18 protein-coding genes are annotated in these 17,792 nt (G+C 67.8%); 8 read left to right on the top strand and 10 right to left on the bottom strand.

All coding sequences use genetic code 11. The features are described 5' to 3' along the window. Window positions 1-60: 60 nt before the first annotated feature. From ABIN76_RS12755 to ABIN76_RS12740, 4 genes are all read right to left on the bottom strand, one after another. Complete coding sequence (locus tag ABIN76_RS12755) at window positions 61-447, bottom strand: hypothetical protein (RefSeq protein WP_346960062.1); 387 nt, start codon at window positions 445-447, stop codon at window positions 61-63. Then, entirely contained in the window at window positions 440-970 is a 531-nt protein-coding gene (gene fliS, locus ABIN76_RS12750) for a flagellar export chaperone FliS (protein ID WP_346960061.1), read from the bottom strand. The genes ABIN76_RS12755 and fliS overlap by 8 nt, the downstream gene beginning before the upstream one ends. Next, window positions 970-2,301: a flagellar filament capping protein FliD gene (gene fliD / locus ABIN76_RS12745; RefSeq protein WP_346960060.1), complete on the bottom strand. Its 1,332-nt coding sequence runs from the start codon at window positions 2,299-2,301 to the stop codon at window positions 970-972. Before fliD ends, fliS begins: the two co-directional genes overlap by 1 nt. Window positions 2,302-2,489: 188 nt before the next feature. Then, on the bottom strand, window positions 2,490-3,365 hold the full coding sequence (locus ABIN76_RS12740; RefSeq protein ID WP_346960059.1) for a flagellin: 876 nt from the start codon (window positions 3,363-3,365) through the stop codon (window positions 2,490-2,492). A 297-nt stretch (window positions 3,366-3,662) separates the two neighbouring features. Here ABIN76_RS12740 and ABIN76_RS12735 point away from each other — a divergent pair, with 297 nt between their 5' ends. The 4 genes from ABIN76_RS12735 to ABIN76_RS12720 are packed head-to-tail and all read left to right on the top strand — an operon-like array spanning window position 3,663 to window position 6,846. After that, window positions 3,663-4,148 carry a flagellar protein FlgN gene (locus ABIN76_RS12735; protein ID WP_346960058.1) on the top strand — a complete coding sequence of 162 codons (486 nt, stop codon included), beginning with the start codon at window positions 3,663-3,665 and terminating at the stop codon, window positions 4,146-4,148. Window positions 4,149-4,158: 10 nt separating this feature from the next. After that, window positions 4,159-5,571: a flagellar hook-associated protein FlgK gene (flgK, locus tag ABIN76_RS12730; RefSeq protein WP_346960057.1), complete on the top strand. Its 1,413-nt coding sequence runs from the start codon at window positions 4,159-4,161 to the stop codon at window positions 5,569-5,571. Between the two features lie 4 nt (window positions 5,572-5,575). Further along, window positions 5,576-6,460, top strand: coding sequence for a flagellar hook-associated protein FlgL (gene flgL / locus ABIN76_RS12725; protein ID WP_346960056.1), 885 nt, complete (start codon window positions 5,576-5,578; stop codon window positions 6,458-6,460). Beyond that, on the top strand, window positions 6,457-6,846 hold the full coding sequence (locus ABIN76_RS12720) for a flagellar assembly protein FliW (protein WP_346960055.1): 390 nt from the start codon (window positions 6,457-6,459) through the stop codon (window positions 6,844-6,846). The genes flgL and ABIN76_RS12720 overlap by 4 nt, the downstream gene beginning before the upstream one ends. A gap of 58 nt (window positions 6,847-6,904) precedes the next feature. Here the strand turns inward: ABIN76_RS12720 and ABIN76_RS12715 are convergent, their stop codons facing one another. Together ABIN76_RS12715 and ABIN76_RS12710 are read right to left on the bottom strand one after the other, a co-directional pair. Further along, a complete protein-coding gene (locus tag ABIN76_RS12715; protein WP_346960054.1) occupies window positions 6,905-7,465 on the bottom strand; it encodes a hypothetical protein in 561 nt (186 codons plus the stop codon). 218 nt (window positions 7,466-7,683) lie between these two features. After that, complete coding sequence (locus ABIN76_RS12710) at window positions 7,684-7,986, bottom strand: DUF4193 domain-containing protein (RefSeq protein WP_056741192.1); 303 nt, start codon at window positions 7,984-7,986, stop codon at window positions 7,684-7,686. A 141-nt stretch (window positions 7,987-8,127) separates the two neighbouring features. Between ABIN76_RS12710 and ABIN76_RS12705 the strand changes: the two genes are divergently transcribed. Then, entirely contained in the window at window positions 8,128-8,475 is a 348-nt protein-coding gene (locus ABIN76_RS12705) for a hypothetical protein (RefSeq protein WP_346960053.1), read from the top strand. A gap of 36 nt (window positions 8,476-8,511) precedes the next feature. On the opposite strand, the gene ABIN76_RS12700 is transcribed toward ABIN76_RS12705, so the two are convergent. The 4 genes from ABIN76_RS12700 to ABIN76_RS12685 form a co-directional block, all read right to left on the bottom strand. Beyond that, complete coding sequence (locus tag ABIN76_RS12700) at window positions 8,512-9,024, bottom strand: GyrI-like domain-containing protein (protein ID WP_346960052.1); 513 nt, start codon at window positions 9,022-9,024, stop codon at window positions 8,512-8,514. 68 nt (window positions 9,025-9,092) lie between these two features. Then, window positions 9,093-9,728, bottom strand: a complete 636-nt coding sequence (locus ABIN76_RS12695; protein WP_346960051.1) for a lactate utilization protein C — start codon at window positions 9,726-9,728, stop codon at window positions 9,093-9,095. Further along, a complete protein-coding gene (locus tag ABIN76_RS12690) occupies window positions 9,725-11,293 on the bottom strand; it encodes a LutB/LldF family L-lactate oxidation iron-sulfur protein (protein WP_346960050.1) in 1,569 nt (522 codons plus the stop codon). The genes ABIN76_RS12695 and ABIN76_RS12690 overlap by 4 nt, the downstream gene beginning before the upstream one ends. Continuing rightward, window positions 11,290-12,093 (bottom strand): (Fe-S)-binding protein, encoded by an 804-nt coding sequence (locus tag ABIN76_RS12685; protein ID WP_346960049.1) that lies wholly within the window; start codon window positions 12,091-12,093, stop codon window positions 11,290-11,292. The genes ABIN76_RS12690 and ABIN76_RS12685 overlap by 4 nt, the downstream gene beginning before the upstream one ends. A gap of 189 nt (window positions 12,094-12,282) precedes the next feature. On the opposite strand from ABIN76_RS12685, the gene ABIN76_RS12680 reads away from it, so the two are divergent. The 3 genes from ABIN76_RS12680 (at window position 12,283) to ABIN76_RS12670 (ending at window position 17,725) form a co-directional block, all read left to right on the top strand. Continuing rightward, on the top strand, window positions 12,283-14,028 hold the full coding sequence (locus ABIN76_RS12680; RefSeq protein ID WP_346960048.1) for an L-lactate permease: 1,746 nt from the start codon (window positions 12,283-12,285) through the stop codon (window positions 14,026-14,028). Window positions 14,029-14,098: 70 nt separating this feature from the next. Continuing rightward, window positions 14,099-14,851 (top strand): FCD domain-containing protein, encoded by a 753-nt coding sequence (locus ABIN76_RS12675; protein WP_346960047.1) that lies wholly within the window; start codon window positions 14,099-14,101, stop codon window positions 14,849-14,851. 30 nt (window positions 14,852-14,881) lie between these two features. Further along, window positions 14,882-17,725, top strand: coding sequence for an FAD-binding and (Fe-S)-binding domain-containing protein (locus ABIN76_RS12670; protein WP_346960046.1), 2,844 nt, complete (start codon window positions 14,882-14,884; stop codon window positions 17,723-17,725). The last annotated feature ends 67 nt before the right edge of the window (window positions 17,726-17,792 follow it).

The following is a 17,792-nucleotide window of genomic DNA, read 5'->3' as shown; positions in this document are numbered from 1 at the left end:
GTTAGCCAAAAATGTGAAACGTTTATTCGGGTTCTTTCCGGCGCCCCGACCGCGGCTGCGTCAGCCCTTGACGTCGAGGTAAATCGCACCGGACGGGTCGCCGACGCCGGGCACCGAGCTCACGGCCTGGAGTTGACGGACGACGTCGTGTTTGGCGGCTTCCAGCCGCCGGGCCACCCGCTCCTGCGCCGCGGAGAGCGCCATGGCGCGGCGTCGTGCCTCGGGCGGCAAGGGGGCATTCAGGGAGGGCGGGGACCAGCGTTCCACCGGCAGCGCGGCCACCGGCTGGTCCCGCGCGGAGAGGGGACCCAACGGGTCCCTGAGTGTCTTCTCCGCGGCAACGACAGCCATCTCCAGCACGTCCAGCACCAGGGACCACGCGGCGAGGGCGGGATCCCCCTCGAATGGCTCGGCTGTTTGGTCCCCCCAATGGGCCTGCTCAGCCAAAGCCAAGGCTCCCGCCGCCGGCGCCCGGCTGCGTGCTCCAGGCCCCGGCTGTTGCGAAAGCAGACGCTGCCGGCGCTGCCGCTGCCGCCGCAGCCTGCCGGCCAGCCGGCTGTGCCGCCGGGATGGCTGCCGCGGCCTCATGCCAGGCCTGGCGCAGAGGTTCCAGCAGTTCGATCGCCTCGCGGGTCAGTGCCGCGTCCCGCTGGATGTTGGCATTGACGAGGGCCGTGAACGCGTAGTTGTAGAGCCCCAGCAGCCCGTCGGCGCCGTCCCAGGCGTCCGTCTTGAGCGAGGAAATCAGCTCGGCGATGATGGCCTGGCCGTGCAGCAGGTTCTCCGAGGCGACCGGCCAGTTGGCGGCCTGCTGGGCGGTTTCGGCGCGGCCGAGGTCCAGCAGGAGGCGGTCGTAGAGCATGGTCAGCAGCCGGGCCGGTGGTGCGGAAAGCACCGAGTCCGCGAGGTACTGGTTGCGCTGGGCGGCGCCGCCGAAGCCGCCGCCGTAGCCGAAGGGCGTGCTGGTCATTACTGGGCGCTCCCGCCGGACAGGCCCGCAAGCTGCGAGGTGAGCCAGGACTGCTGCGCCTTCATGTTGCTCAGCGCCACCTCCAGGCCGGAGTAGGTGCTCTGCAGGGTGGCTTTGCGGGAGGCGAGCCGGAGGTCCCAGTCGCTGATCCGGTCGGCCAGGTCCCGGACTTCGGATTGCTGCCCGGTGATCTTAGTGGTGAGGGTGCCGGTGTACTTGTCCGAGGCGTTCGTGGCCGCAGTCGCGATGCGTCCGGCAAGTTCCTGCACCTTGGCGGCGGTGCCGGCCGGATCGGCGGCGAGAGCGGCGCCGAACTTGGTGGCGTCGAACTCCATGGTGCCGGTCTTGGTAATGCTGATGCCGATTTCCGACGGCGACCGCGGCGGCGTGCCGACCGGCAGCGACGCGGCCGAGAGGATGCTCTGGTTCACGGAGCGCACCGTGCTGTCCCCCGCAAAGACCCCCGCTGAGACGTTGGTGCCGCTGGTGTTCGTGGTGGTGCTGACCGCGGTCTTGCTGGCGACCAGCGAGAAGATGCCGTTGACGCCGTCCACCAGGTCGGAGGCCAACTTCGTGATGCCGGCGTCGTCGCGGGACACGGTCAGGGTGACCGGAGCGGCGCTAATTTCCTTGGCCGTAACCGTCACGCCCGGCAGGACGTCGGTAAACGTGTTGGTGGAGGATTTGATCGTGGCCTGGATGGCTGGATTTGTCGGCCAGAGCACCAGCTCAGCGTCCTGCGCGACCGTTACATCTGTGAAAGGGTCTACGGGGCCCGTGATGGTAAATTTCCCGGCCTCGCCGGACTTGGTAGCGGTGAACTGAATCCGGAAGTCGCCGCCCCCGACGTCGACCTTAGTAGCCGTGACGCCGGCACCGGCTGCATTCACCGCGCTCACCACGTCGTGGAGGTTGTTGGACGCCGGCGCGATCGTGTAGTCCTTGCCGCCGCTATTGATGGTCATGGTGGTGTAGGGCCAGCCGGTGACCGCGTTGACCTTGGGCGTCACAGTGACCTGGGTTTGGGCCAGCTTGGTCACCTGGAAGTCGATCGATCCTGCTTTGGCTGCCGCGGTGGTGGAAGCGGAGACCTTGTCGCTGGTGGTGGTGGCGGTAGTGAGGTCCAGGGCGCCGGGCTTGGCGGCGGCGGTGGCCTGCGTTGCCAGCGCTGCGACCTTGCTGTTGAGCCCCTGCAGCGCGGACACCATGGACTGCAGGTCGTAGGACTTGTTCTTGAGCAGGGTCTGCGGCAGGGCCTCGGACTGCATCAGGGAGCTGATGAGCGCGGTGGTGTCGAGCCCGCTGGCCAGTCCGTCGAGTGAGATTCCCATCGCTGCCTCTCTTAGCTATCAAGAACGTTCGTTGGTGGTGCTGTTTCTGACGTTTCGGTATTGCACGTAAGGGCCGGACGATGGTTTTGCCATCGTCCGGCCCTTCCGCAGTTTAATGATCGGGGGTATCTCTTCGTCCGATCAGGGTGGCAGCCGCGCTTCTGGACTACCGGACTGCCGGATCCGGGCTAGCGCAGGAGCGAGAGAACGCCCTGGCTGGACTGGTTTGCCTGGGCCAGCATTGCGGTGCCGGCCTGGGACAGGATGTTGGCCTTGGTGAACTTGACCATTTCCGAAGCCATGTCGACGTCAGCGATGCGGGACTGAGCGGCCTGCAGGTTTTCACCGGCAACGTTCAGCGACTTGATGGTGTGCTCAAGGCGGTTCTGCGAAGCACCCAGCTCCGAACGCTGCTTCGAGATGTTCTCGATGGCGGTGTCAATGGCGGTGATGGTGGCAAGAGCCTCAGTGCTGGTAGAAACCTTGAAGTCGCTCGCGCCCGTGGTCTCGGACAGAGCACCAACAGCGGTAGTTACGTCACCCACCTTCACCGAGAGGGAGTCGACCCCAACAGTACCGCCGGTACCGACCTGGATTTCCAGGCTGCCCGGGGTCGTGGTAGCAGTAAGGCCCTTGCCGGCAGCACCCTTGAGCAGATCGATGCCGTTGAAGTTGGTGGCTTCGGTGAGTCGGTTCAGTTCCTTGCCGAGGGCGTCGCCTTCGTCCTTGATCGCCTGGCGGGCCTTGTCGTTGTTGGTATCGTTCGCACCCTGGACAGCGAGGTCACGCATACGCTGCAGGATGGAGTGAACCTCGGTCAGGGCGCCTTCAGTGGTCTGGATGACCGAGATGCCGTCCTGGGCGTTGCGGGCGGCCTGGGCCGAGCCGGTGACCTGGGCCTTCAGGCCTTCGGAGATGGACAGGCCTGCTGCGTCATCGCCGGCGCGGTTGATGCGCAGGCCGGTGGACAGCTTCTCCAGGGACTTGGAGAGGTCGGTCTGGGTGGAGTTGAGGTTGCGGTACGAGTTGTTCGCCGCGAGGTTGTTGTTAATAACGAAGCCCATGATGTTTCCTCCGTGAGTGGGACTGTAAGCGATGGCCCATCCGTGGGCCTTCAGGAGTAGTTATCGCCGGTTTGATGGCGCCGGTAAGCAATTTTTCCAAATTTGTTTTTCGGATTTGTGCGCCGCAGGTTTCCGCCTGTTATCAGCCTTATTCCTGCTAACGCCTGCGGAAATCCTGCCGATAGTTTGTACGAACCCTGTTGCAGGCTGCATCGTCCGCACGATGAAAATCATGCCTCTGCAACCACCGCATCAGTCGCCCGCACCATTCGCACTCATAAGGGAGCCGTCCGGACCATGGCCATCCACGAACTTTCTGCCCTGCTGTGGCGGGAGCGTGAACTTCTGGACGTTCTGACTTTCAAGCTGGAGGAAGAGCAGCTTTTGCTCACCGCCGGCAAGTCCCGCTGGCTGCCGCACGGCACCCGCGAAGTAGAGCAGGTCCTTGGGCACCTGTCCCAGGCGAGCCTGGCCCGCACCATCGAAGCAGCCGTTGTTGCCGAGATGTGGGGCCTGCCCACCGACGCCACCCTGGGTGAACTTGCCGCAGCCGCCCCGGAGGGGGCATGGGCCGAGGTACTCAACGCCCATCTTGCCGCCCTGACCCGCCAGACCGCCCTGATCAAGGAGCTGCGCGATTCCAACGAGCAGTACTTGCGCACCGCGGTCCGCTCCACCCAGGAGTCCCTCGCCGACCTGCGTCCGGCCACCGCCGGCACCTACGACGCGCACGGCAAGACCGGGGAATCGGCCGGCTCCCGCATCTTCGACAAGCAATTCTAAGGAAGCGACCATGAGCACCTTTGGCGCCCTGAACACCGCCTACCGTGGACTGACTGCCGCCCAGCAGGGCATGAACGTGGCCGGGCAGAACATCGCCAACGCCGCAACCGAGGGCTACACCCGGCAACGCGTGCAGCAGTCCGCGATCGCGGCACCGGCCCCGGGGATGTTCAGCAGCGGCGTCGCCCAGACCGGCCAAGGGGTCTCGGTGGACGCGATCGCACGGCTGGGCAGCAGCGTTCTTGACGCCGGCGTCCGCACCGCCAGCGCACAGGCAGGCTACGCCGGAATCCGCTCCAACGCCTTGCAGGGCATCGAAGGCATTTTGCAGGAACCCGGGGACAACGGCATCTCCGCCTCCCTCCAGTCGTTCTGGTCCGCGTGGCAGGGCGCCGCGAACCAGCCGGACGAGGACGGCCCCAAGGGCCTGCTGCTGAACGCGGCCACTTCGCTCACCGAGAAGATCTCTTCCGCCTACCAGTCACTCCAAGGGCAATGGAGCAGCGTCCGCGCCCAGGCCGCTGACGCGGTTGACACCGTCAACGCCGCCGCCAAACAGGTGGCCGCCTACAACGCCACCATCCGCTCCACCCTGGCCGCCGGCGGGTCCGCCAACGAACTGATCGACGCCCGTGCCAAGCTCACCGAGACCATCTCCCGGCTTGCAGGCGGCACCGTCCGCGAACAGACCGACGGCACCGTGGACGTCCACATCGGCGGCAACGCCCTGGTGATGGGCACCTCGGTACGGGCGCTGGAACTCTCCGGCAGCCAGACCGGAGATGCGCTCGGGTCAACCGTCCAGCTGCTCTGGAAGAACCCGGCAGGAGTTGCGTCCACCGACGGCGGCGAAATCGCCGGAGCCCTCTCCGTGCTGGCTCCCGCCGCCGGCGGCAGCGGCGGCGCCATCGCCGAGGCAGCTGAGTCCTACAACAAGCTGGCCGACTCCCTCGCCCAGACCGTCAACACGGTCCACCGCACCGGTGAAACAGGAACCGGCGCCACCGGCGTCGATTTCTTCACCACCAGCGCCACCGGGCCGGCAGCCCTCGGGCTCAAGGCCCCCGCGGACACCACCGGCATCGCGCTCAAGGCACCGGGCAAGGGCGCGCTGGACACCAGCATCGCGGACCAGATTTCCCAACTCGGCACCGGCCCGGACGCACCGGACAGGCTCTGGTCCGGCATCGTCACCGGCATCGGCGTCGAGTCCCGCGGCGCGCAGCAGCGCGAAGCCCTCACGTCCGCGGCCCAAGCGTCCGCGGTGACCAGCCGCGCGTCGCAGGCGTCGGTGAGCCTGGACGAAGAGAACGTCAACCTGCTCACCAACCAGCACGCCTACCAGGCGGCCGCCCGCGTGATGACCGCCGTCGACGAAGCCCTGGACGTCCTGATCAACCGCACCGGATTGGTAGGAAGGTAGAACCATGCTGAACCGGGTAACAAACCTGACCATGAGCGCGAACGCCCAGCGGACCCTGCAAACCCAGCAGGCCAAGCTGGCCGAACTGCAGGACAAGGCAACCTCACTCAACAAGATCTCCCGGCCCTCGGACGATCCTGCCGCCACCGCCCAGGCCCTGGCCACCCGCTCGCTGCAGGCGGCCAACGCCCAGTACGGCCGGAACATCGACGACGGCAACTCCTGGCTCACCGCCGCCGACTCCGCGCTGGAGCAGGCCACCAACGTGATGCACCGGGTCAAGGACCTCACCGTGATGGCCGGCAACGGCTCGCTGAACCAGTCCGGCAAGGACGCGATCGCCGCCGAGCTGGAATCCCTGAACCAGGACCTGGTCTCCATCGCCAATTCCCAGCACCTGGGCCGGAACATCTTTGCGGGCAACACCGACAAACCGGCCTTCAACGACGCCGTCCCACCCACTTACAACGGCGCCGGCATCAACCCGGTGGAGCGGCGGATCAGCGCCACCCAGACCGTCCGCGTCGACGCCGACGGCGAGGCGATCTTCGGCAGCGGCGCCGGTTCGGTCTTCGACGTCGTGAGCAAGATCGCGGCGGACCTGCGGACCGGCACCGATATTTCCCCCCGGGTGGCCGACGTCGACACCGCCTTTAAGAACATCGTCAACGGCCGTGCTGAAATAGGAACACGGCAGGCACAGCTGGAACGTGCCGGCAACGTCAACACCGAATTGGAGGCTTCCTTGGACGCCCAGCGGACCGGGATTGAAAAAGCTGACCTTGGCAGCGTGATCATGGACCTGAAGCTTCAGGAAACCAATTACCAGGTGGCGCTGGCCGCCACTGCGCGGGTCCTGCAGCCCACGCTCATGGACTTCCTGCGATGAACTCCGTCCTCAACAGCACCCCGGTGACATTCACAGCCCCGATGCCCGGGCTCGAGAACGTGCACGACTTCGCCCTGCGCAACATCGACAGCGCCCCGGGCCTGTTCGCCCTCGAGTCCGGTTCCGCCCCGGTCCGGCTGTTCCTGGCGGACGCCGCCGTCTTCGTCCCGGGCTACACGCCGCCGCTGCCGGGCGCCGCGCTGGACGCCTTGGAACTCGGCGACGGGGAGACGCCGCAGGTGCTCGTGGTGGTCAACCACTCCCCCGCTGCCACCACGGTGAACCTGATGGCACCGATCGTGCTCAACCCGGCCACCCGCCGCTGCACCCAGCTGGTGCTGGACGGCAAGGAGTACCCGCTGCGGGCGGAGCTTGGCGCGGCCTAGCCGGAACCGCCGTCGGGCGCTGCCGACGGCTCACCGGCGAACGGTTGTCGGGTCCGGTTCACCAGTAGTGCGCGACGTCGATGACCAGGCGTGAGCCCGAGTCCGGCCCGGCCAGCGTGAAGACCCGGAACGGCAGCCGCGCCCGGACACCTAGCCCCAGGCTGGTGTAGCCCTCGAAGCTTCCCGCCCACGCCAGCTGCCGGAACGTCTGGTACCCGCCCACGTTGCTCACCTCGGTCTTGTTGGCCGGGGTGTAGGTGGCCTTGCCGCCCTCGTCGTAGGCCGGCGCGTTGGCGGTGACCTGAAGGAAGGCCTGGCCCCGCAGCGCAATCGGCAGGCCGGACCCGTCCTGCACCACTTGGGGAACGTAGCGCACCGAGTAGCCGGCCGCCGGCCCGTTGAGGTCAAGGACGAGCCGGTCGAAGCAGTAATGCTGCCCGGTCCGGACGTTGACCACCTTGGCCTGGCTCATCGCGGGGTCAGCCTTTGCCAGCGAGCCCCAGACAAGGCCGCAATAGGGTTCCGCCGCGGCCGGCCCGGACGTCAGTAGGCCCAGCCCTGCCGCCATCAGCACGGCCACCAGCCAGACGGTGAGTTTCTTCCGAAGGATTATGAACATACCGGCCGCCCCTCAATCATCCGGACCTGCACCTCGTCCAGATATCTCAAGGGTAGAACCGCACGTCTGGGTTGACGAGGGGTCGTTAGCCCCAACTGTCACCCGGCGGGTTCGGCAAAGCGCCGGGCCCTGCGGGCGTCCGGCGCTTTGCTTGGAATGATGTGAAATTCTTTTGAAACGAGCCCGGGGATGCGGGCTGGCCGTCCTGGGCGAGGGTTTTAGCCTTCGCAGTCGCGGCAGTACTTCAGGCCGTTCTTTTCCTTGGCGACCTGGGACCGGTGGCGGACCAGGAAGCAGGAGGAGCAGGTGAATTCATCTGACTGCTCGGGAACAACAATGACGGTCAGTTCTTCGCCGGAGAGGTCGGCGCCGGGAAGGTCGATGCCCTCGGCGGTGTCGTTCTCGTCGACGTCGATCACAGCAGTCTGGGCACCGCCGCCGCGGGATGCCTGGAGGGCCTCCAGCGATTCAGCGGGAGACTCTTCTTCTGTCTTGCGTGGGGCGTCGTAATCGGTAGCCATAGCGGGGTTCACTTTCGTTGCTGCACAGCGCCATTTCAGGCACCTCAGTGAAGCAGTTTAGGGCATCATGCTGGTAGTTGGCGCATAGTGTGTTTAAAGCGACATTCAGCGTCATGGACCAGGTTCTCCAGGGAGGCAATGATGGCTACGAAACTCAACAAGAAGTCGCTCGCCCAGGCGCGTCGACTGATCAAGGACGGGAAGGTCCAACGCGACACCCGGGACGATTGGAGCGAGCACGCGCCGTCGGCCGAGCAGGAGAACAAGTTCATCGAAAAGAACGGATTCGCCGAGTTCTCCCACTGGCATCTGGGGCTCGACCCGGATGCTTCCGATGGCACCAAAGGCAGCGTGACATTCCCCTTCGGCGACTTCAAGAAAGTCCACCGCTGCGCCATTGTTTCGTTGGAGAGCCGGGCTGCGCAGCATGGCCACGACGACATTGCCGCCGCGGCCAAGAAACTCCTCGAAGAAATCGACGCCGAGTAGCGCTGGCGGCCGGCCGGTGCCGGCCGCTGCCAGGACTCAGGCCACCGGCCAGACGATGAGGGTTTTCCAGGCCGACGGGTCCGGTTCGGCGGCCGGGTCGCTGAGGTAGTACTCCCACATGGCGTCGCCCGGGGTCAAACCGTCCGCCTGCATCCGCGCCATCACGGCGTTGTAGGTCTCAGGCAAGGTCTCGTAGGGGCCGACGTGCATGGCCTGCAGTGCCCTGCCGGCTGGAAGCACGCCCGCCGTCACGCTCGGTTCCGAGCCGCGATCGCCCCCGCCGCCTCCCCCGCCCGGGTACGGCGCGGCCAGCGGGAAGCCTGCCTCGACGTCGACGACGTCGGTGGGCATGCCGCGGTACAGCGCGAACGGGGGCCCCGCCAACTGGACGTTTTGCTGCTGCACGGCCTCCATGACGGTCCGGTAGGCACGGTCGAAGAAGTCGCGCAAGGCATTCATGGGCACAGTCTCGCGCAGCACTGCGGTGGGCTGTTCCTGGAGGTCGGTGGACTTGATGTCCGGTGTCGTTTCGGGATTCGTTTCACTCATAGGCCAAGCCTCCGCCGCCGGATTTGGCCGGTCAAGGGCCCAACGCCCCGCGGACAGTAGCCGCGCGGCTACCGGGCGATGATCACGTCGAGGGTGCGCGGGCCGTGGACCCCTTCGACGCGTTCGAGTTCGATGTCGCTGGTGGCGCTCGGTCCGCTGATCATGGTGAGCGGCCGGGTGCCGTCGATGCGCCGGAGCGCCTCCGGAAGGATGCCGGCGATATCCGCGGCGTTCACGACGCAGATGTGGTGGTCCGGGACGAGGCTGATGGCGCGGCGGCCCTGGTTGGGACTGCCGTCCAAAATGATCGTCCCCGTTTCGGCGACGGCGACGGCGCTGCCGGTCACAACCGCGTCCACGCCGTCCAGCTCGGCAACGGTCAGCGGCGCAGACACGGAATCCACCCGGCGGCGGTCGCCGTCGGGGGCGGAGTGGAGGCCGGCGGTCCAGCCGGCGTCGAGCCCTGCCGGGACGACGTAGCTGCGGGCGTCCGCGAGCAGTTCGGCGATCCGACGGGGCACCTCGGCCGCGTCCACCACACAGACCCGGGCCTTGTAGTCGACCAGGCGGTCCACCAGCAGGTGGATCAGCGCGTCCTGGTCCAGCCCGGATGATGTGCGGTATTCCCGCGGAATCTGCGGCGCTTGTGGGCCGTCCCGCAGTGCGGAGCGGATCCGGCCGAGGATATCTTCGCGTGCGCTCATGCTCCGTCTTCCTTGTCCTGGGCAGTGACTTGGGCATTGGGGTGGGCATTGCCGTGGGCTGGGGCCGGCGCTGGGGTGCCGCCGGTTTCCGGGCCGTGGTGTTCCTTGGCCCACCAGTCGCGGAATGATTGCTGCGGGGGCGCCGGGATGTCGCGGCTTTGGGTCCAGCCGGCGGCGATGCCGGGCAGCTTGGTGATCTTTTGATCCGGGCCGGCCGCCAGGCGGCCCAGCGGAAGGCCCTTTTCGACCAGCCCGAGGCGTTTCCCGGAGGACAACGCCCAGGACGCGGCCTTCATGCCGACGTCCATCTGGCTGGGCAGCTTCTTCTTTCCACGCTTGCTGTCCACGTCGACGCTGCGCAGGTGCACCAGGATGTCCGGGATGTTGATTTTCACCGGGCAGGCGTCATAGCAGGCCCCGCACAGTGAGGAGGCGTACGGCAGGGAGCTGTTTTCCTCCGATTCGATGCCGGTCAGCAGCGGCGAAAGGATGGCGCCGATCGGGCCGGGGTAGGTGGAGCCGTAGGCGTGGCCGCCGGTCCGCTCGTATACCGGGCAGACGTTCATGCAGGCGCTGCAGCGGATGCAGTGCAGCGCGGAGCGGCCCATCTCGTCCGCGAGCGCGGCGCTGCGTCCGTTGTCGAGCAGCACCAGGTGCACGTTTTGCGGCCCGTCGCCCTCGGTGACGCCGGTCCACAGCGAGGTGTAGGGGTTCATCCGTTCCCCGGTGGAGGAGCGCGGGAGCAGCTGCATGAACACCTCGAGGTCCTGCCAGCCCGGCAGCAGTTTTTCCACGCCCATCACGGTGATCAGGGTCTCCGGCAGGGTCAGGCACATCCGGCCGTTGCCTTCGGATTCGACGACGGCCAGGGTGCCGGAATCGGCGAGCGCGAAGTTGGCCCCGGACACTGCCACCTTGGCCGTGAGGAATTTGCGGCGCAGGTGTGCGCGGGCCGCCATGGCCAGCACCGCGGGGTTGTCAGTCAGGGCGGGGTCCGCGCCGGGCATCTCGCGCAGGAAGATGTCGCGGATTTCGGTGCGGTTCTTGTGGATGGCGGGGACCAGGATGTGGCTGGGTTTGTCGTGGTCCAGCTGCACGATCAGTTCGGCCAGGTCCGTTTCAAACGCCGTGATCCCCTGCTCTTCGAGGTATTCGTTCAGCCCGATTTCCTGGGTGGCCATGGATTTGACCTTGACCACCTCGGTTTCGCCGGTGTCCCGGATCAGTCCCGCGACGATTTCATTGGCCTCGTCGGCGTCGCGCGCCCAGTGGATGACTCCGCCGCGGGCGGTGAAGTTCTGTTCGAACTGCTCGAGGAGTTCGGGCAGCCTGGCCATCACGGATTCCTTGATGGCGGACCCGGCGTCGCGCAGCTGTTCCCAGTCGGGCAGTTCGGAGACCACCTGGAGGCGCTTGTCGCGGATGGTGTGGGTGGCGTGGCCCAGGTTGGCGCGCAGCTGGGCGTTGCCCAGCTCGCGGTGCGCCGCCGTCGGGAACGATTCGGCGGCGTGCAGGTTGCCGGTGCCGAAGACGGGAAGGGAGGGCATGCCCAGGAAGGTGCTCATCGTGTTGCCTTTCCGGTGGCGACGCGTACCTCGCCGGTGACGGACGCGGGCGCTTCCGCGGTGCTGGCGAGGATTTCGGCCAGGTGCAGGGTGGTGACGTCGCTGCCCTGGCGGGACAGGCCGCCGCCGATGTGCATCAGGCAGGAGGCGTCCCCGCCCGTGCACAGCGCGGCGCCGGTGGAGCGGACGTTGGCCGTCTTGTCCTCGAGCATGGCCGAGGAGACGTCGGCGTTTTTCATCGAGAAGGTACCGCCGAAGCCGCAGCACTGGTCCGCTTCCGGCAGGTCGGCCAGCTCGATTCCCTGGACACTGCGCAGCAGCCGGGCCTGGCGGTCGCCGAGGCGGAGCAGGCGCATCCCGTGGCAGCTGGGGTGGTAAGTGACCCGGTGCGGGAAGTAGGAGCCCAGCTGGGCGCCGGCGTCGGTCACGCCCAGCACGTCCACCAGCAGCTCGGACAGCTCGTAGGTCCTGGCGCCGACGGCGGCGGCCCGGGCCTCCAGCGAAGTGTCGCCGCAGGAGCGGGCCACCATCGGGTGCTGGTGCTTGACCGAGGCGACGCAGGACCCGGACGGCGCGACGGCGACGTCGTAGTCCTCGGTGTCGAAGGCGCGCACATGGTTGGCGACGACCGGGACGGCTTCCTTGAGGTAGCCGCTGTTGACGTGCATCTGCCCGCAGCAGGCCTGGCCGGACGGGAACACGACCTCGTGCCCCAGCCGCTCCAGGATGCTCACGGTGGCCTGCGCGGTGCGCGGATACATCGCATCCACGATGCAGGTGGCGAACAAAGCGATTCTCATAACAGCCTTTCGAGGAACGCCGGAGGTATGTGGTCTGACCATAGTAAAGCACGTGATGCCTGCCACTTCCAGCGCGGGCCGCGACGTGAACCCGCTCACACGGCAATTGAGATCTGCGCTACACTCTCATGGTCCGACCACAGTGGTCTGACCAAAGCTTTCGTCGTCTCTCAACGCAGAGGAACTTCCGTGGACCACTTCACCCCCACCACCGACCCGGTGCTGAACAGCGTGGCCTGGTCGGCCATCGTTGGCCTGCTGCCGCTGCTCACTTTCTTCATCCTGCTGGCCGTCGTGAAGACCAAGGCCCACGTGGCCGGCGCCTTCGCCCTGCTGGTCGCCCTCGTGATCGGCATCGCCGCCTTCCACATGCCGGCCGGCCTGGCGATCCTTTCGGCAACCCAGGGCGGGGTCTTCGGCGCCTTCCCGGTGCTCTGGATCGTCGTCATGGCCGTCTGGCTGTACCAGGTGACCGTCCTCAGCGGCCGGTTCGAGGACCTGCGCCGCGTCTTCGACGTGATCGGCGGCGGCGACGTGCGCCTGCAGGCCGTCCTGGTGGCGTTCTGCTTCGGCGGGCTGCTCGAGGCCCTCGCCGGCTTCGGCGCCCCGGTGGCCATCACTGCCACCATGCTGCTGGCCCTGGGACTGCCGCCGCTCCGCGCAGCCGCCGCCGTGCTGGTGGCCAACACCGCGCCGGTCGCGTTCGGCGCGATGGCCATTCCGATCACCACCGCCGCCGGACTGACCGGCCTGCACGCGACGGACATCGCCTCCATCGTGGGCCGCCAGGCTCCCCTGCTGGCCACCTTCGTGCCGCTGATCCTGCTTTACATCATCGACGGCCGCCGCGGCCTGAAGGACTGCTGGCCCGCCGCGCTGGTGGTGGGCGGCTCCTTCGCCGTCGCCCAGTTCCTGTGCTCCAACTACTTCTCCTACGAACTCACCGACATCCTGGCCTCGCTGGTCGGCCTCGGCGCCGCTGTCGTGTTCTTCCGGATGTGGAAGCCGAAGGGCAGCGCTGCCGCCCGCGAGCGCCTTGGCGTTGCCGCTGACGCTGTTGCCGGCGGCGGCGCCGCCCGGAGCGGGGGCTCACAGGATGCCGGCACGGCCGGCGTTGTCACCGCCGAAAGGGCCACCGACGGCGGCCTCACCCCGATGCGCACCTGGCTGGCCCTCTTTCCGTACTTCCTCGTGATTGTGGTGTTCGGCATCGCCAAGCTGTGGAAGCTCGGCATCGACCTGCCCGCGTTCCTTGCCTCGACGGACGTCAAGATCCCCTGGCCGATCCTGCACGACGCCCTGGTCAACGCCGAGGGCAAGCCCGTCTCCTCCACCGTGTACTCGTTCCAGTGGCTGTCCAGCCCGGGCACGCTGCTGTTGATCACCGGGCTGCTGGTTGCGCTGGTGTACTCCAAGTACGACGACGGCGGCCGCTTCCGCCTCTCGGTCGGCGACGCGGTCCAGGAGATCGGACGCACCATCTTCAAGATGCGCTGGGCAGGACTGACCATCATCACGGTGCTCGCCCTGGCGTATGTCATGAACAACTCCGGCCAGACGGTCTCGATCGGCACCTGGCTGGCCGGCACCGGCAGCTTCTTCGCCTTCCTCTCGCCCGTGCTCGGCTGGCTGGGCACCGCCGTGACCGGCTCGGACACCTCCGCCAACGCGCTGTTCGCCAAGCTGCAGCAGACCGCGGGCCTGAAGGCCGGCATCGATCCGAACCTGCTGGTCGCCGCCAACACCTCCGGCGGCGTGGTGGGCAAGCTGATCAGTCCGCAGAACCTCGCCATCGCGGCGAGCGCGGTCAACCTTGACGGCCAGGAGTCGGTGATCCTGCGTAAGGTGGTCGGGTGGAGCGTGGCTCTGCTGCTGGTCCTGTGCACCCTCGCCTTCCTGCAGTCCACCCCCGTCCTGGGCTGGATGCTGCCGTAGCGGCCAGCCCCACGCCATCACGAGTGCGGGCCGCGCCGCGGCCCGCACTCCCGCCCGGAAGGAAAAGCCCGTGACAACCGCCGAAGCAGGAGCAGCCCCCCGCCGTCGTACCTATGACGCGCTCCTGCAGGACATCGAGGCCGACCTGCGCTCCGGCAAGATCAAACTCGGCGACCGCCTCCCGGGCGAACGGACCCTGGCGGAAAGCTACGGGATCTCCCGGGCCTCGGTCCGCGAAGCCATCCGGATCCTGGACGCGATGGGTGTGCTGCGCAGCTCCGTCGGCTCTGGCCCCACTTCCGGGGCCATCGTCATCTCGGATCCGTCCGCGGGCCTGTCCTCCGCCCTGCGCCTGCATGTGGCCAGCAACCGCCTGCCCGTCGAGGACATCGTGCAGACCCGCATCCTGCTCGAGACCTGGTCGGCCCAGGCCGGGGCTGCCCGCGGCGGCACGGAGGAAGAGCTGAAGCAGGCCGCCGCTCTGCTGGACGCCATGGACAACCCCGGACTCGACCGGGCCACCTTCCACGAACTCGATGCGCGCTTCCATGTCGCGCTGAGCTCGCTCGCCGGGAACGCCGTCGTCGCCACCATGATGGAGTCGCTCAGCGGCTCCATCGTCGGCTACGTCAAGGGCGCCATGGACGCGATGGAGTCCTGGCCGGATGTCCTGTGCGAGCTGCGAAGCCAGCACCACGGCATCTTTGATGCCGTGCGGGCCCGCGACGGCGAGCTTGCGGCCCGCCTGCTGCGCGAACACATCGAGTGGTTCTACATCCGGGCGCAGGAAGCCACCCCGCCGCAAGCCCCTCCCGCCCCGTAACACACTCCCCGAAAAACTCTGGAGCACCGCATGACCGCCACGGCCGCCGCCGCACCCCTGATCGACCAGCTGGACCTCGACACGGTCAGCACAAGGGACCTGGACCGCCGGGCCATGGCGCACGACGCGTCCCACTACCTGCTGATCCCCCAAGGCGTCGCCACCCCGCGCAACGCCGACGACGTCGGGCTGCTGCTGCGCCGCAGCCGCGAGCTCAACCTGCCCGCCACGTTCCGTTCCGGCGGCACCAGCCTCTCCGGCCAGGCGCTCAGCGACAGCCTGCTCATCAACACCCGCCAGCATTTCCGCGGCATCGAGGTCCTCGACGGCGGCGCCCGCGTCCGCGTCCAGCCCGGCGCCACCATCCGCAGCGTTAATGCCCGCCTGGCGGCGTTCGGCCGCAAACTCGGCCCCGACCCGGCGAGTGAAATCGCCTGCACCGTGGGCGGCGTGATCGCGAACAACTCCTCCGGGATGGCCTGCGGCACGGAGTTCAACACCTACCGCACCCTGGAATCCATGGTCCTGGTGCTGCCCTCAGGCACGGTCATCGACACCGCCGACGCCGGCGCGGACGCGCGCCTGCGGGAGCTGGAACCGGATCTCCATGAGGGCCTGCTGCGGCTGCGCCGCCGGGTGGCCGGGAACGCGGAATCGGTGCGCACCATCACCTCGCTGTTCTCGATGAAGAACACCATGGGCTACGGGGTGAACTCGTTCCTGGACTACGAACGCGCCGTCGACATCCTGATGCACCTCATGATCGGCAGCGAAGGCACCCTCGGCTTCGTCGCGGAAGCGGTCTTCCGCACCGTCGAGGTCAAGCCCGCCGTCGCCACCGGGCTGCTGGTCTTCAACACGCTCGCCGCGGCGACGGCGGCGCTGCCCGAGCTGGTGGCCTCCGGCCTGGCGACCATCGAACTGATGGACGCCGCCGCGTTGAAGGTCGCGCAGCTGGCCGCGGATGCTCCCGCGGCCATCCGGTCGCTGCCGGTCCAGGGGCACACCGCGCTGCTGGTGGAACACCAGGGCGCCGACGCCGCGGAGCTGGCCTTCAGACGGGAGAGCTCGCAGCCGCTCTTCGCGTCGCTGGACCTGGCCTCGCCGTTCGCGCTGACCACGGACCCGAAGGACCGGGCGGCCCTCTGGCATGTCCGCAAGGGCCTGTACACCACCGTGGCCGGCGCCCGTCCCTCCGGCACCAACGCACTGCTGGAGGACATCGTGGTTCCGGTTCCAGCCCTGGCGGACACCTGCGGCGAACTGACCCGGCTCTTCGCCGAACACCGCTACGAGGAGTCGGTGATCTTTGGCCACGCCAAGGACGGCAACGTCCACTTCATGCTCAACGAGCGCTTCGACGACCCGGCCCAGCTGCTGCGCTACCAGGCCTTCACCGACGACATGGTGGACCTGGTCCTCGGCGCGGGCGGTTCGCTCAAGGCCGAGCACGGCACCGGCCGGATCATGGCCCCGTTCGTCCGCCGCCAGTACGGTGACGAACTCTACGAAGTCATGCAGGAGATCAAACGGCTGATCGACCCGGCCAATCTCCTGAACCCGGGCGTGCTGCTAGCGGAGGAGCCCCTCTCCTACGTGCAAAACCTCAAGGTGGCGCCGACTGTGGAGGAAGAGGTGGACCGCTGCGTGGAGTGCGGCTACTGCGAGCCGGTCTGCCCGAGCAAAGACATCACCCTCACGCCCCGCCAGCGCATCGTGCTGCGCCGCGAGATGGCCGCCGCGGAACAGCGCGGCGACGACGCCCTGGCGGCGCGGCTACGCAAGGACTACGAGTACGACGGCGTGCAGACCTGCGCGGCCGACGGCATGTGTGTCACCGCCTGCCCGGTGCTGATCAACACCGGGGACCTGGTGCGGCGGCTGCGGCAGGAAAACGCGAACGCCGTTGCGGAGGCCGGCTGGAGCGCCGCCGCGGACCGCTGGGGCGCCGTCACGGCCGGCGGCGGCCTGGCCCTGACCGTGGCGAAGGCGATGCCCGCGCCGCTGGCCAAGGCAGCGACCGCCGTCGGCCGTGCCGTGCTGGGCGCGGAGACCGTTCCCGCCTACGACGCCGTGCTGCCCGGCGGCGGCTCCAAGCGCCGGCCGCGCCGGGATCCGGACAGCGTCGCCGTGTTCTTCCCGGCCTGCATCGGCACCATGTTCGGCCCCGCGGATGCGGGCGGTGGTGTAGCGGGCAGTGGCGCCAAAGGCTCGGCCCAGGCGTTCTTGGAGCTCTGCGAGCGCGCCGGCGTCGGGCTGACCGTCCCGGAGGACATCGGCAGCCTGTGCTGCGGCACCCCGTGGAAATCCAAGGGCTTCGCGCAGGGCTACGCTGCGATGTCCGCCAAGGTCCTGGACGGGCTCTACGAGGCCAGCGGCCAGGGCCGGCTGCCGGTGGTGTGCGACGCCGCCTCCTGCACCGAAGGCCTGGAGACCATGAAGCGGCTCGCAGCCGAGGGCGGCGAGCGGTACGCCGGGCTGCGGTTCGTGGACTCGGTGGAGTTCGTGCACCAGCACGTGCTCGGGCAGCTGACCGTCACCGCTCCGGTGGGGTCTATGGCCCTGCACCCCACCTGCTCCTCCACCCAGCTGGGAACCAACGGTGCGCTGATGGACATGGCCCGGGCCGTCACGGAGGACGTGTTTGTGCCGCTGAACTGGGGCTGCTGCGCCTTCGCCGGCGACCGCGGCCTGCTGCACCCGGAACTGACCGACTCCGCCACGGATAAGCAGGCCCGGGAAATCAACGAGCGCGAGTTTGATGCTTACGCCTCGACGAACCGCACCTGCGAACTGGGCATGTCCAAGGCCACCGGCCACTCCTACCGGCACCTGCTGGAAATTCTCGAGGAGGCCACCCGGCCGCTGGGGTGAGGCGCGGGCGGCCACCGCCGGCTTGGATGTCGGGGGTTAGCCATAAGCTGGTCGCGCACACTTCAGT

The sequence above is a fragment of the uncultured Arthrobacter sp. genome (genome assembly GCF_964021775.1).
Classification (GTDB): domain Bacteria; phylum Actinomycetota; class Actinomycetes; order Actinomycetales; family Micrococcaceae; genus Arthrobacter.
The sequence above is the reverse complement of the archived record's forward strand: the minus strand, read 5'-3'. Positions and strand labels throughout refer to the sequence as shown.

Excerpts from the sequence above, each read along its gene's own strand:
- ABIN76_RS12715 (WP_346960054.1), bottom strand. The coding sequence starts at position 7,465 with ATGTTCATAATCCTTCGGAAGAAACTCACCGTCTGGCTGGTGGCCGTG.
- ABIN76_RS12720 (WP_346960055.1), top strand. The coding sequence starts at position 6,457 with ATGAACTCCGTCCTCAACAGCACCCCGGTGACATTCACAGCCCCGATG.
- ABIN76_RS12700 (WP_346960052.1), bottom strand. The coding sequence starts at position 9,024 with ATGAGTGAAACGAATCCCGAAACGACACCGGACATCAAGTCCACCGAC.
- ABIN76_RS12710 (WP_056741192.1), bottom strand. The coding sequence starts at position 7,986 with ATGGCTACCGATTACGACGCCCCACGCAAGACAGAAGAAGAGTCTCCC.
- ABIN76_RS12690 (WP_346960050.1), bottom strand. The coding sequence starts at position 11,293 with ATGAGCACCTTCCTGGGCATGCCCTCCCTTCCCGTCTTCGGCACCGGC.
- ABIN76_RS12735 (WP_346960058.1), top strand. The coding sequence starts at position 3,663 with ATGGCCATCCACGAACTTTCTGCCCTGCTGTGGCGGGAGCGTGAACTT.
- ABIN76_RS12695 (WP_346960051.1), bottom strand. The coding sequence starts at position 9,728 with ATGAGCGCACGCGAAGATATCCTCGGCCGGATCCGCTCCGCACTGCGG.
- ABIN76_RS12670 (WP_346960046.1), top strand. The coding sequence starts at position 14,882 with ATGACCGCCACGGCCGCCGCCGCACCCCTGATCGACCAGCTGGACCTC.
- flgL (WP_346960056.1), top strand. The coding sequence starts at position 5,576 with ATGCTGAACCGGGTAACAAACCTGACCATGAGCGCGAACGCCCAGCGG.
- ABIN76_RS12685 (WP_346960049.1), bottom strand. The coding sequence starts at position 12,093 with ATGAGAATCGCTTTGTTCGCCACCTGCATCGTGGATGCGATGTATCCG.
- ABIN76_RS12740 (WP_346960059.1), bottom strand. The coding sequence starts at position 3,365 with ATGGGCTTCGTTATTAACAACAACCTCGCGGCGAACAACTCGTACCGC.
- fliS (WP_346960061.1), bottom strand. The coding sequence starts at position 970 with ATGACCAGCACGCCCTTCGGCTACGGCGGCGGCTTCGGCGGCGCCGCC.
- fliD (WP_346960060.1), bottom strand. The coding sequence starts at position 2,301 with ATGGGAATCTCACTCGACGGACTGGCCAGCGGGCTCGACACCACCGCG.
- flgK (WP_346960057.1), top strand. The coding sequence starts at position 4,159 with ATGAGCACCTTTGGCGCCCTGAACACCGCCTACCGTGGACTGACTGCC.
- ABIN76_RS12705 (WP_346960053.1), top strand. The coding sequence starts at position 8,128 with ATGGCTACGAAACTCAACAAGAAGTCGCTCGCCCAGGCGCGTCGACTG.